Here is a 13,099-nt window from a genome sequence, read left to right as displayed (position 1 = left end):
GTCTAGAAGCCGTCGGGACGCCCCGGACCCACATTGCGACTGTTGCGGGTACGCAGATCCCGAACGTATTCGGCGGGGGCCCCGGCGATCTCGGCCGCGTCGGCCATCACGCCCAGATAGCGTGCCGACGGCAGGCCGCCCTCGTATCCGTCGACGACGTACAGCCACGCGAGGACCGGACCGTCGGCCGTGTCGACGCGCACGCGGATCTTGCGGTGGAAACCGAGTTCGGCTCCCTCCCAGCGGTCGAGGCTGCGTTCGTCGTCCTCCGGCACGTCGTAGAGCACGACGAACACCTTCGCGTCCGAATCCTCGACGACCGTCGCGAGGGCGCCCTCCCAGCCGATGTCGGCGCCGGCGAAGGTCAGTCGCCAACCGTGCAACCACCCGGTTCCCGCCATCGGCGAATGCGGGCAGCGCGTCAGCATCTGCTCCGGATGCATGTTGGACCCGTAGGCGGCGTAGATCGGCACGAGGATAAGGCTAACCCGTCGTCCACCGGAGTCGTCGGAGGGGCGGCGCAGGGACGGACGAGGAGTTATCGGGGGCCGTTGCGTGCCGGGTCCACCGGTCCCTGTGCGCGAGGTGGGGGCATTGGCATAGCGTTGAGACCACGTGTGTGCCCACCAGGCGCTCACGTGCAGCCCGACCCGGCACCCTTCGGAATCGATACAGAGGAGAACAATGACCCGGATCGTCATCATCGGCGGCGGCCCCGCAGGATACGAGGCGGCGCTGGTGGCATCCCAGTACGGCGCGACGGTGTCACTGATCGATTCGGACGGGATCGGTGGCGCCTGCGTGCTCTTCGACTGCGTCCCCTCCAAGACCTTCATCGCCTCGACCGGCGTGCGCACCGACATGCGCCGCGCCGCCGACCTGGGCATCGAACTCGACCGTGCCGAGGTGTCGTTGCCGCAGGTGCACGGCCGTGTGAAGAGCCTCGCCCGCGCGCAGTCCTCCGACATCCGCACCAAGCTCGAGGCCGCCGGGGTGAAGTTGTTCTCCGGTTACGGCGAACTCGTCGACGCGCAGCCCGGCATGGCCGCCCATCAGGTGCGCGCCAAGCTGCTGACGGGCGAGGAAAAGGTGCTCGACGCCGACGTCGTGCTGATCGCCACCGGCGCGAGCCCGCGTGTCCTGCCGGGCGCGGAGCCGGACGGTGAGCGGATCCTCACCTGGCGTCAGCTCTACGACCTCGAGAAGCTTCCCGAGCACCTCGTCGTCGTCGGTTCGGGTGTCACCGGCGCCGAGTTCGTCTCCGCTTACACCGAGGTCGGCGTGCAGGTCACCGTCGTGTCGAGCCGCGACCGGATCCTGCCGCACGAGGACGAGGACGCGGCTCTCGTGCTCGAGGACGTCCTCACCGAGCGCGGTGTGACCCTCGTCAAGCACGCCCGCGCCGACCGGGTCGAACGCACCGAGGACGGCGTCCGCGTGCTCCTCGCCGACGGCCGCATCGTCGAGGGCAGCCATGTGCTGATGACCGTCGGCTCGGTGCCCAACACCCGGGATCTCGGTCTCGACAAGGTCGGGCTCGAACTCGACCGGGGCGGTTACCTTCCCGTCGACCGCGTCTCCCGTACCGCCGTCCCCGGCATCTACGCCGCGGGCGACTGCACCGGACTGCTGCCGCTCGCGTCGGTCGCGGCCATGCAGGGCCGCATCGCGATCTACCACGCGCTCGGCGAAGGCGTGAGCCCCATCAAGCTGAAAACCGTTGCGGCCGCAGTGTTCACGCGTCCCGAGATCGCCGCCGTCGGTGTCAGTCAGGCGACGATCGACAAGGGCGAGGTGCCCGCCCGCACAGTCATGCTCCCGCTCAACACCAACCCGCGCGCCAAGATGTCCGGCCTGCGGCGCGGTTTCGTGAAGATCTTCTGCCGCCCCGCGACCGGTGTGGTCATCGGCGGTGTGGTCGTCGCCCCGACCGCGTCCGAGCTCATCCTTCCCATAGCGTTGGCGGTGCAGAACAACCTGTCGGTCAACGACCTCGCGCAGACCTTCTCGGTCTACCCGTCGCTGAGCGGATCGGTCACCGAGGCCGCCCGCCAGCTGATGCGCCACGACGATCTGGACTAGGCACCGGACGGGGCGGGATTCGCGGCGATCCCGCCCTGCTCAGGCCCAGTCGTAGGTGCGTTCGACCGCCTTGTTCCATTCGCCGAACAGGCGCTCGCGTTCGTCGACCGGCATCGCCGGCTCCCACGTGCGGTCCGCGGTCCAGTTGCGGCGGATGTCCTCCTCGTCCTCCCAGAAGCCGACGGCGAGACCGGCCGCGTAGGCGGCGCCGAGTGCGGTGGTCTCGGAAACGGTGGGTCGTACCACCGGCACACCGAGGATGTCCGACTGGAATTGCATGAGCAGATCGTTGGCGACCATGCCGCCGTCGACCTTGAGGGTGCGCAGGTCGACCCCGGAGTCGGCGTTCATCGCCTCGATGACCTCCCGCGTCTGGTAGGCCGTCGCCTCGAGCGCCGCCCGCGCGAGGTGGCCCTTCTCGACGAAGCGCGTCAGGCCGGCGATGACGCCGCGGGCGTCGGGTCGCCAGCGCGGCGCGAACAATCCCGAGAAGGCCGGCACGAAATACGCCCCGCCGTTGTCAGGGACGCTCGTGGCGAGCGCTTCGATCTCGTCGGCGGACCGGATCAACCCGAGATTGTCGCGCAGCCACTGCACGAGCGAACCGGTCACGGCCACCGAACCTTCGAGGGCGTAGACCGCGGGGGCGTCACCTATGCGATAACAGACGGTGGTGATCAAGCCGTGCTCGCTGCGCACCGGGGTCGTGCCGGTGTTGAGCAGCAGGAAGTTGCCGGTGCCGTAGGTGTTCTTCGCCTCGCCGGGGGACAGGCAGCCCTGGCCGAAGGTCGCGGCCTGCTGGTCGCCGAGGATGCCGGCGACCGGGACCCCGGCGAGCGGTCCGCGCTCGCGGGCGTGCCCGTACACCTCCGACGAACTGCGGATCTCCGGCAGCATCGACTCCGGGATGCCGAGTTCGGCACAGATCGCCGGATCCCACTGCTGTGTCCCGAGATTCATCAGCAGCGTCCGGGAGGCGTTGGTCACATCGGTGATGTGCAGTCCGGGTGGCTGACCCTCCTCGCCGACACCACCGGTGAGATTCCACAGGATCCAGCTGTCGATGGTGCCGAACGCGAGGTCGCCGGCCTCGGCGCGCTCTCGGGCACCGTCGACGTTGTCGAGGATCCACCGCACCTTCGGTCCGGCGAAATAGGTCGACAGCGGTAGTCCGGTGATCTCGCGGTAGCGGTCGGGCCCGGCGTCGCCGGCAAGCTCCTCGACGAGCCTGTCGGTGCGGGTGTCCTGCCAGACGATCGCGTTGTACACCGGTTTTCCGGTGGTGCGGTCCCACACCACCGTGGTCTCGCGCTGGTTCGTCAGGCCGATCGCCGCGACGTCGTTGCGTCGCAGATCCGCTTTGGCGAGTGCTGCGGCGCCCACCTCACGGGTGTTGAGCCACAGCTCTTCCGGGTCGTGTTCGACCCATCCCGACCGCGGGAAGAACTGGCGGTGTTCCTTCTGCGCGAGCGAGACGATGCGCCCGTCGTGGTCGAAGATGATGCACCGGCTGGACGTGGTGCCCTGGTCGATCGCCGCGATGAACTGGTTCACAGGTGATCCTCGGGTGAAGGGGACGGCTCGGTTCGGCAACGCTTCCGCTGCGCGCTGCGGGTCCGAAGCTACTACCCTTGATCGGGATACGTCGACGACTCACGGGAGCAGGTGCGGTGACCAACCAATCGGGTGTGCAACTCCTCGGACCGCAACAGCGCGCCGACGCCTGGCGTCGTCTCGCCACCGAACAGTTCGACGTCGTCGTCATCGGCGGTGGTGTCGTCGGGGCGGGAGCAGCGCTCGACGCCGCAACCCGGGGCCTGCGAGTCGCTCTCGTCGAGGCCCGCGACTTCGCGTCCGGCACGTCGAGCCGGTCGTCGAAGATGTTCCACGGCGGCCTGCGCTATCTCGAACAGCTCGAATTCGGTCTGGTGCGAGAAGCCTTGCGCGAGCGCGAACTCGCATTGACGACCCTGGCCCCGCACCTGGTCAGGCCGTTGAAGTTCCTCTTCCCGCTCACCCATCGGGTGTGGGAGCGGCCCTACGTCGCGGCGGGGATCTTCCTCTACGACCGTCTCGGCGGCGCGAAGTCCGTTCCGGCGCAGAAGCACCTGACCCGCTCGGGCGCCCTGCGGATGGTTCCCGGTCTCAAGCGCAATTCGCTCGTCGGCGGAATCCGCTACTACGACACGGTCGTCGACGACGCCCGGCACACCATGACCGTCGCGCGGACGGCCGCGCACTACGGTGCGGTGGTGCGTACGTCGACGCAGGTCGTCGGTTTCCTGCGCGAGGCCGACCGCGTGTCGGGTGTGCGGGTGCGCGACAGCGAGGACGGTTCGGTCACCGAGGTGCGGGCGCACGCGGTGATCAACGCAACCGGTGTGTGGACCGACGAGATCCAGTCGTTGTCGCGGCAGCGCGGCCGATTCCGGGTCCGCGCGTCGAAGGGCGTGCACATCGTCGTGCCCCGCGACCGGATCGTCAGCGATTCGGCGATCATCCTGCGTACCGAGAAGTCGGTGCTGTTCGTCATCCCGTGGGGCAACCACTGGATCATCGGCACCACCGACACCGACTGGAATCTCGACCTGGCGCACCCGGCAGCGACGAAGGCCGACATCGACTACATCCTCGACCACGTCAACCGCGTACTCGTCGTCCCGCTCACCCACGACGACATCGACGGTGTCTACGCTGGTCTGCGCCCGCTGCTGGCGGGGGAGAGCGACGAGACGTCCAAGCTCTCGCGTGAACACGCCGTCGCGCGGGTGGCGCCGGGGCTCGTGGCGATCGCCGGTGGCAAGTACACGACCTACCGCGTCATGGCCGAGGACGCCGTCGATCTCGCGGCCGAGGACATCCCGGCCCGGATCGCGTCGTCGATCACCGAGAAGGTGCCCCTCGTCGGGGCCGACGGGTACTTCGCGCTGGTCAACCAGACCATGCATCTCGCCGAGCAGTACGGTCTGCATCCCTACCGCGTCAAGCATCTGCTCGACCGCTACGGCTCCCTCGTCGAGGACGTGCTGAGCCTCGCGAAGGGCCGGCCCGAGTTGCTCGAACCGCTGACCGATGCCCCCCAGTACCTGCAGGTCGAGATGGTCTACGGCGCTGCGGCCGAAGGAGCCCTACATCTCGAGGACCTCCTGGCGCGCCGGACCCGGATCTCGATCGAATACCCGCACCGCGGGCTGCACTGTGCGGAGCAGACGGCCCGGCTGGTCGCTCCGGTCCTCGGCTGGGACGACGCGACGATCGACCGGGAGGTCGCGACCTACCGGGCGCGCGTCGAGGCGGAGATCGAGTCGCAGAACCGACCCGACGACGAATCCGCGGACGCGCTCCGGGCAGCGGCCCCGGAGGCCCGGCCGGAGATCCTCGAACCGGTGCCCATCACGTAGCCGCGGGCGGTTCGTGACGGGTGTCGGTGCGTGAGCACCGCCTTCGCGGCGGTCAGTGCGTGACACCGCCTTCGCGGCGGTCAGTGCGTGAGCACGACCTTCACGACGACCACGACCGTCGCGATCAGAGCCACCCCCACCGCGGCCGCCACGGTCCGGTGGGTCGGGCTGCGATTCTGTAACCGGCGCACGACGAATACGGTCGAGCCGATACGGATCAGCACGGCGACCTCGGCGAGGATGTGGGCCGTCCGGGGCTCGAGCCAGCCGACCCAGGCCGTGGCGAGCACGAGACAGGGCAATACCGCCGACGACAGGATGGGAACGGAGTCGCGGAGTTCCTCGATGCGTTCGCTGCGCGTGAGTTGAGCACCCGAACGAACGGACTGAGCGACCGACTCCGCGAAGACATGGGCGATGAACGTCGAGAGTGCGGTGCCGATCACGATCGCGATCCCGATGTACTCGGGCGAGGTCGTGATGGGGACGAGCGCGGCCAGCACCAGGATGTTGCCGTAGACGTAGGCGCTGATGCGGGAGGCCGCCGACTCCGGGGACAGAGGGCGGCGCCGTCCGGACGACAGGTACGAGGGCGTGGACACCTCGCTAGCGTGACACAGAACGCCCTCGTCGACGCCGCTACCGGAAGGGTGCGTCAGGGTGAAACAGAAGTGGGACGGTGGCGATCCGTCACCTTCGGGCTGTAGTGCATCCGCGGGTGGTAGCGGTATCGCCACGGAACGAGTTTCGTGCCGAGTCCGATGGCGCGACCGACGAGAGCGTGCGGTGCCGCCTCCGGTCGGCTCCATCGGTAGCCGAGCAGCTCGCGCACCGGCGGGTCGTACAACCCGACGGTGAGCCACAGGAAACCGGCCGTCACCAGCGGGCGGATCAACTTCCACACCTCTTCGGGGAACCACCGCAGGAAGGGCGGACGGTCGAGATTCGACAGGTCGAGTACGTCTCGGGTGGCCTTGTTGTCCTCGAGCACGGTGCGGCACCGCGGTCCCAGTACTCGAGGAAGTCCTCCCAGGATGCGGGGACCGAGTGCATCGGCATGCCGTACAGCCGGTACCACTGCACGTGCTCGTCGAACAGGCGGTGCTTCTGTTCGAGGGTGAGCGGGCCGTCGAACCACTCGATGGAGACGACGAGGCTGTAGAAGAAGGTCGCGTGCGCCCAGTAGAAGGTGTCGGGGTCGAGTGTGTGGTACCTGCGGCCCTTCTTGTCGATCCCCTTGATGGTGTTGTGGTAGCCGCGCACCTTCGCTGCGGTCTCCGGGGCGCGGGGACCGTCGAAGACGACGCCGTAGATCGGGTACAGCGATCGGTAGAGCCGTTCCCCCCGTTCGTCGAAGAACTTCGAGTGCTCCTCGACCCCGGCGCCGAGTCCGGGATGCATGTTCTGCATCGACCCCGCCCACGGCCGAAGAGCATGCCGCGCCGGCCGCCGAAGTATCGCCAGGTCAACGAATCGGGGCCCAGGGGTTCCGGTGGTTCCGGCCGCGCAGGGCGCGGTGCCGCGTGGTGCGACGACTCGGCGGTGTCCGGCCCGACGGACCCCTGACTACGCATGTTGTCAGGGGTCCGTCGGGCATGCAGTCGACGACGGGAAGCGACAAGGTGGACACCACGCGCCGCAGCTGGGCGGGCGTCGGCATCGACGAACGCCGTCGGCTGCGCAGGGAACGCCTCCTCGCGGTGGGCGTCGACCTGCTCGGACCGCCCGACGGCGCGGCAGCGAACGTCAGGGCCGTGTGCCGGGCCGCCGAACTCACCGAACGGTACTTCTACGAGAGCTTCACCGACCGCGACACCTTCGTCCGCGAGGTCTACGACCACGTCGCCGACCGCGCCCGCGACGCGCTGACCGAGGCGGTACTGTCCGCCCCCACCCTCGGCCGGGCCGAGGCCGCGGTGCGGGCGTTCGTCGAGCTCATGGTCGACGACCCCGCGAAGGGACGCGTGCTCCTCCTCGCCCCGCTGCGCGAACCCACAATCAGTCGGCGCGGTATCGAACTCGCCCCGGCCTTCGTCGCGCTGGTCCGCGACCAACTACCCCCGGGTGGCGACGAGGGACAGCGCCACATGGTGGCCGTGGGTGCCGTCGGCGCCCTCACCAGCCTGTTCATGAGGTACCTCGAAGGCGACCTCGCCGTGTCGCGAGACACCCTCGTCCGGCACTGCGTCGCGCTCGTCGAGGACGCCGGCAGGGCGGCGTGTCTACAGGGCGATCAGGGCGGGGATCCTTCCGGGCGCGGCTGACATCGCGGGCACCGGTAGACCACCCGCTCGGGATCGGTCGCGGTGCCGATCTCGCCGAACCGGATCGGGGTATGGCAGCGTCTGCACGGCTTCCCGCGACGCCCGTAGACCCACAGATTGTGGCCCGGACGACGGTCGCCGGTGGTGATACGGGTCGTCCGGTCGCGGTTCGCGACCAGCAACCGATGCGTGAGGTCGACCCACGCAGCGGGATCCCCGGCCTGCGCGACCGGGGTCCACGGATCGACGCCCCGCAGGAAGCACAATTCGGAGCGGTACACGTTCCCGACGCCGGCCATGATGCGCTGATCGAGCAGGGCCACCCCGATCGGACGGTCCGGGTCGCGCACGAGATTCGCCGCCGCACGCTCGGGATCCCAATCGGGACCGAGCAGATCCGGCCCGAGATGGCCCACGGCGTCGTCCTCCCGGTCACGGGCGAGCACCTCGACGATGCCGAGTTCGAAACCCACCGCCTGCACGTCCTCGGTGCCGAGCACGATGCGCGCCTTGTATCCGGGCTTGCGCCACCGTGTTCCGCGCGGATAGACGTGCCATTCGCCTTCCATCTTCAGGTGCGAATGGATCGAGACGTCGGCGACGCGGACGAGTAGGTGCTTGCCCCGCGAGACCACTTCGTCGACCGTGCACCCGGTGAAATCGGCCGTGGCGAAACGCGGAACACGGAAGTCCGTCTCTGTGAGCATCTTTCCCTCCAGTGCCGTTCGGAGGCGGTACGCGGCGCGGAACACGGTGTCTCCCTCGGGCACGTCAGAACCTCAGCCGGTAGCCGCGCGGGGTCGCCGAGAATCCCGCTTCGGCAAGATATCCGGCGAACTCGTGCCCATGGATCGTCTCACCGTCGACCTTCTCGACGACGATCTTGTCGACACCACCGCGTTTGACGCTCGCAGCGAGCGACGCGCATGCGCTGCGCAACCGGCCCGGATCGTCGTCGAAGGTGAGCAGCGTGCGTCCGCCGCGTTCGACGAACAGCACGAGCGCCCCGTCGACGAGCACCACGAGTCCACCGGCCTTGCGGCCCGGCCGGTGCCGCGGCGCGTCGTCGTCGGCCGACGACTTCGGCCACGGCAGTGCCGCACCGTACGGGTTGGCCGGATCGCACGCCGCGAGGGTGACGGCCGCGGTCTCCGAGTGCCGGCCCTCGATCGAATCCGAGAACGACCGGAGACGGTCGACGACCGACGGTGTCGAGAACTGCGCTCCGCCCAGCGAATCGACGAAGTAACCGCGGCGGCACCGGCCCGTCTCCTCGAACCGGCTGAGCACCTTGTACATCGTCGCGAATCCGCCGGGCACACCCTCGCCGACGACGACACCGCGGGTGACCACGCCGTACCGCTCGAGCAGCAGCTCGGCGGTGGTGTGTGCGCGGACCGTCGCGTCGGTCTCGCGTTCGGGCAGCATCGACCAGCGCCCGCTCACGGTCGGTGGCCCGGTGCGGCTCGGCAGCGTGGGCCGGGCCCGGTACATCCGGGCGCGCGGCGCCCGGCGCGGGGTGCGGTGGGCGGGCTTGGCACGGGAGGTGTCGCCGATCAGGGCGCGCAGCGGGGCGAGGGTGTCGCCCGCGATATGCCCGCTCCACACCAGCTCCCACAGGGCGTCGGCGACCGTCGTGTCGCTCGCCGTGGTGTGGAGGACGGTGACGGCGTCGACGAGTTGCCGGAAGAAGTACGCGCCGCCGCCCGAGAGCGACTCGAGGATCGCCCGGTGCACCGGCCCCAGCTCGATGTCGTCGACCGGAGCGAGGCTCGCCGGGGCCAGATCGGCCGGATGCAGTGCCACCCAGCCGTCCTTCCCGGAGATGGACCCGGCACCCGACCACAGGACCTCACCGGTCGTGGTGAGTTCGTCGAGCATCGTCGGGGTGTAGTCGCGCACGCGGGGAGCGAGGATCAGCGGTTCGAGGGCGCTCGCGGGCACCGGTACCCCGGCGAGTTGTTCGACGACGGTGAGGACACCGTCGATGCCGTAGAGCGCACTCGTGCCCGGGCCGGTGCCGAGGTGGTGCCAGTCGGGCAGGAATCGTCCGAGGGTCGTGGTACTGACGGGTTCGACGTCCTGCCGGGCGGCGGCGAGCGACCGGCGCCGCAGCCTTCGGAGCACCTCCGTGTCGCACCATTCCGATCCGCTCGCACCCGGGCGGAATTCGCCTGCCGTGACGCGCTTCTCGGACGCGAGCCGGCCGAGGACGGATTCGACGACCGCCGTGCCCAGTCCGAACCGGGCGGCGGCCTGCGCGGTGGTGAACGGGCCGTGGGTGCGGGCGTGCCGGGCGATCAGATCGCCGAGCGGGTCGGGGACCGGTTCGACGAACACCGTCGGGACCCCGATCGGCAGGGGCACGCCCAGCGCGTCGCGCAGCCGTGAGGCGTCCTCGACCGCCGCCCATCGGTGCTCACCCGCGTACGAGACACGCAACGCGCGGCGTTGCGCTTCGAGATCCTCGATCCAGGACGTCGGGTCGTCGGTGGTGCGCTCGCGCAGCTCGGCCTCGGTGAGCGGACCGAGCAGACGCAGCAGATCGGCGACGCCCTCGGCGTCGCGTGCGCGTCGCTGCGGGGTCAGGCGTTGCAGTTCGTGCTCGGCCTCGGTGATGACGTCGGCGTCGAGCAGTTCGCGCAGCTCGACCCGGCCGAGAAGTTCGGCGAGCAGCGTCGAGTCGAGCGACAGTGCCGCGGCCCGACGTTCGGCGAGCGGGCTGTCGCCCTCGTACAGGAACTCACCCACATAGGAGAACAGCAGCGACGTCGCGAACGGTGAGGCCGTGGGGGTCTCGACCTCCACCAGCCGGATCTTGCGCTGGGCGATGCTGCCGAGCAGGTCGCGCAGAGCAGGCAGGTCGTAGACGTCCTGCAGGCACTCGCGCACCGTCTCGAGCAGGATCGGGAAGTCGGGAAAGCGGCGAGCGACGTCGAGCAGTTGCGCCGATCGTTGGCGCTGCTGCCACAGCGGGGCGCGCTTGCCCGGGTTGCGGCGGGGCAGGAGCAGGGCCCGCGCCGCGCACTCCCGGAAGCGGGACGCGAACAACGCGGAGCCGCCGACCTGTTCGGTGACGATGTCGTCGATCTCCTCGGTGTCGAAGACGAAGATCTCCGAGCCGGGCGGGGCGTCGTCGGTGTCGGGCAGTCGGACGATGATGCCGTCGTCGGACGGGGTGGGGTGCGATTCGATGCCGTAGCGTTCGAGCAGCCGCGCGCCCACCGCGAGCGCCCACGGCGCGTGCACTCGCAACCCGAACGGCGAGTGCAGCACCAGCCGCCAGTCGCCGAGTTCGTCGCGGAACCGTTCGACGACGAGTGTTCGGTCGGTGGGCAGGTGACCGGTGGCGGTGCGCTGCTCGTCGAGCAGACGGATGAGATTTCCGGTGGCGTAGTCGTCGAGACCACCTTTGCGGCAGCGGGTCTCGGCGTCCTCCGGCGAGGCGTGGCCCATCTCGCGCAGGAATGCGCCGAGCGCGGCACCGAGTTCGGCGGGTCGACCCTGACTGTCGCCGTGCCAGAAGGGCAACCGGCCGGGCCGGCCGTAGGCGGGGGAGACCAGCACCCGGTCGAAGGTGATCTCCTCGATCCGCCAGCTGGTGGCACCGAGCGCGAAGACGTCACCCACTCGCGACTCGTAGACCATCTCCTCGTCGAGTTCGCCCACCCGCGTGTTCTTCTCGCCGACCATGTACACGGTGAACAGGCCGCGGTCGGGGATCGTGCCGCCGGAGGTGACGGCGAGCCGTTGGGCGCCGGGCCTGCCGATGAGGGTGCCGGCCGTGCGGTCCCATACCACCCGGGGACGGAGCTCGGCGAACTCGTCGGACGGATAGCGGCCGGCGAGCAGGTCGAGGACGGATTCGTAGACGCCGCGGGAGAGCGTCGCGAACGATCCGCTGCGCCGCACCGTGTCGAACCAGTCGTCGACGTCGACGGGTTCGAGGGCCGTGGCCGCGACCGTCTGCTGGGCGAGCACGTCCAGTGGATTCGCCGGGACCTGCAGCGCCTCGATGTGTCCCTCGACCATCCGCTCGACGGTCACCGCGCAGTGCACGAGATCGGTGCGGTGCTTGGGGAACAGCACGCCGCGTGAGGTCTCGCCCACCTGGTGCCCGGCGCGACCGACGCGCTGCAGACCGCTGGCCACCGAGGGCGGAGCCTCGACCTGGATCACGAGATCGACCGCACCCATGTCGATGCCGAGTTCGAGACTCGACGTCGCCACCACGCACCGCAACCGGCCCGACTTGAGATCGTCCTCGATCAGAGCGCGCTGGTCCTTGCTCACCGACCCGTGGTGGGCGCGAGCGAGCACGGGTGCAGCGCCGGCGGTGGTCTCGGTGGGCGATCCGAGCTGCGAAGGCGGTGCGCCCTCGCGGTCCACCTGCTCGCCGAGGCGTTCGGCCTGGATCTCGTTGAGCCGGGCGGTGAGACGTTCGGACAGTCGCCGGGAATTGGCGAACACGATCGTCGACCGGTGCTCGGTGATGAGATCGACGATCTGCTCCTCGACGTGCGGCCAGATCGACCCGGCCTGCGGTGTGGGTGAGAACGATTCCTCGTCGGGCTCGGAAACCCCGAGTTCGGTCATGTCCTCGACCGGTACGCGCACCGCGAGATCCCACGTCTTCGCCGAGGGCGGCGCGACGATCCGGATGGGGGCGGAACCGGCGAGGAACCGGCCGACCTCCTCGTGCGGTCGCACGGTGGCCGACAACCCGATGCGTTGGGCCGGCGCGCGCAGGAGCTGGTCGAGACGCTCGAGCGACAGCGCGAGATGCGCCCCGCGTTTCGTCCCCGCCACCGCGTGGACCTCGTCGACGATCACCGTCTCGACACCGACGAGGTTCTCCCGCGCGGACGAGGTGAGCATGAGGAAGAGCGACTCGGGCGTCGTGATGAGGATGTCCGGTGGCGTGCGCGCCATGGCGCGACGATCGGCCTGGGAGGTGTCGCCGGAACGCACACCGACGGTGATGTCGGGTGGCGTCAGACCGAGCCGTTTCGCGGTCTGGGTGATGCCGACGAGCGGAGACCGCAGGTTGCGCTCGACGTCGACGGCGAGGGCCTTGAGCGGCGAGACGTACAGCACGCGGGTGCGGTGCTCGCGCGCGGCGTGCTCGTCGGCCGGGGTGGACGAGAGCCGGTCGAGCGACCACAGGAACGCCGACAGGGTCTTGCCCGACCCGGTGGGGGCGACGACGAGCGTGTGGGCTCCCGAGGAGATCGAATCCCACGCGCCGAGCTGGGCCGGGGTCGGGGACTCGAACGCCCCGGCGAACCACGCCCGGGTCGGCGCGGAGAAACGATCGAGGATGTCGGTCACCATCCCATCGTCTACCCGCCG

The 13,099-nt window shown here is 69.6% G+C and carries 8 protein-coding genes and 1 pseudogene; 3 read left to right on the top strand and 6 right to left on the bottom strand.

What is annotated here, in order from left to right; all coding sequences use genetic code 11:
- Positions 1–2 precede the first annotated feature (2 nt).
- The gene (locus IM25_RS22225) at positions 3–473 is read right to left on the bottom strand and encodes a gamma-glutamylcyclotransferase (protein WP_006550151.1); all 471 of its coding nucleotides are present in this window, start codon (positions 471–473) and stop codon (positions 3–5) included.
- A gap of 211 nt (positions 474–684) precedes the next feature.
- On the opposite strand from IM25_RS22225, the gene IM25_RS22220 reads away from it, so the two are divergent.
- The gene (locus IM25_RS22220; protein ID WP_024101543.1) at positions 685–2,082 is read left to right on the top strand and encodes an NAD(P)H-quinone dehydrogenase; all 1,398 of its coding nucleotides are present in this window, start codon (positions 685–687) and stop codon (positions 2,080–2,082) included.
- A 39-nt stretch (positions 2,083–2,121) separates the two neighbouring features.
- Here the strand turns inward: IM25_RS22220 and glpK are convergent, their stop codons facing one another.
- On the bottom strand, positions 2,122–3,636 hold the full coding sequence (gene glpK, locus IM25_RS22215) for a glycerol kinase GlpK (protein WP_033097074.1): 1,515 nt from the start codon (positions 3,634–3,636) through the stop codon (positions 2,122–2,124).
- 116 nt (positions 3,637–3,752) lie between these two features.
- Here glpK and glpD point away from each other — a divergent pair, with 116 nt between their 5' ends.
- Complete coding sequence (glpD, locus tag IM25_RS22210; protein WP_019288535.1) at positions 3,753–5,483, top strand: glycerol-3-phosphate dehydrogenase; 1,731 nt, start codon at positions 3,753–3,755, stop codon at positions 5,481–5,483.
- Positions 5,484–5,563: 80 nt separating this feature from the next.
- On the opposite strand, the gene IM25_RS22205 is transcribed toward glpD, so the two are convergent.
- Entirely contained in the window at positions 5,564–6,085 is a 522-nt protein-coding gene (locus IM25_RS22205) for a hypothetical protein (RefSeq protein ID WP_006550155.1), read from the bottom strand.
- 110 nt (positions 6,086–6,195) lie between these two features.
- Positions 6,196–6,919 (bottom strand): annotated as a pseudogene (locus IM25_RS22200) (oxygenase MpaB family protein); the annotation flags it as partial.
- 159 nt (positions 6,920–7,078) lie between these two features.
- On the opposite strand from IM25_RS22200, the gene IM25_RS22195 reads away from it, so the two are divergent.
- Complete coding sequence (locus tag IM25_RS22195) at positions 7,079–7,747, top strand: TetR/AcrR family transcriptional regulator (protein ID WP_052040027.1); 669 nt, start codon at positions 7,079–7,081, stop codon at positions 7,745–7,747.
- On the opposite strand, the gene IM25_RS22190 is transcribed toward IM25_RS22195, so the two are convergent.
- Together IM25_RS22190 and IM25_RS22185 are read right to left on the bottom strand one after the other, a co-directional pair.
- On the bottom strand, positions 7,717–8,517 hold the full coding sequence (locus tag IM25_RS22190) for a DNA-formamidopyrimidine glycosylase family protein (protein WP_033097075.1): 801 nt from the start codon (positions 8,515–8,517) through the stop codon (positions 7,717–7,719). The two genes, IM25_RS22195 and IM25_RS22190, sit on opposite strands and share 31 nt — an antisense overlap.
- Before the next feature lies 1 nt (position 8,518).
- Positions 8,519–13,081 carry an ATP-dependent helicase gene (locus IM25_RS22185; protein WP_033097076.1) on the bottom strand — a complete coding sequence of 1,521 codons (4,563 nt, stop codon included), beginning with the start codon at positions 13,079–13,081 and terminating at the stop codon, positions 8,519–8,521.
- Between the last annotated feature and the right edge of the window lie 18 nt (positions 13,082–13,099).

Source organism: Rhodococcus sp. p52, from assembly GCF_000763325.2.
GTDB lineage: Bacteria > Actinomycetota > Actinomycetes > Mycobacteriales > Mycobacteriaceae > Rhodococcus > Rhodococcus pyridinivorans.
The sequence above is the reverse complement of the archived record's forward strand: the minus strand, read 5'-3'. Positions and strand labels throughout refer to the sequence as shown.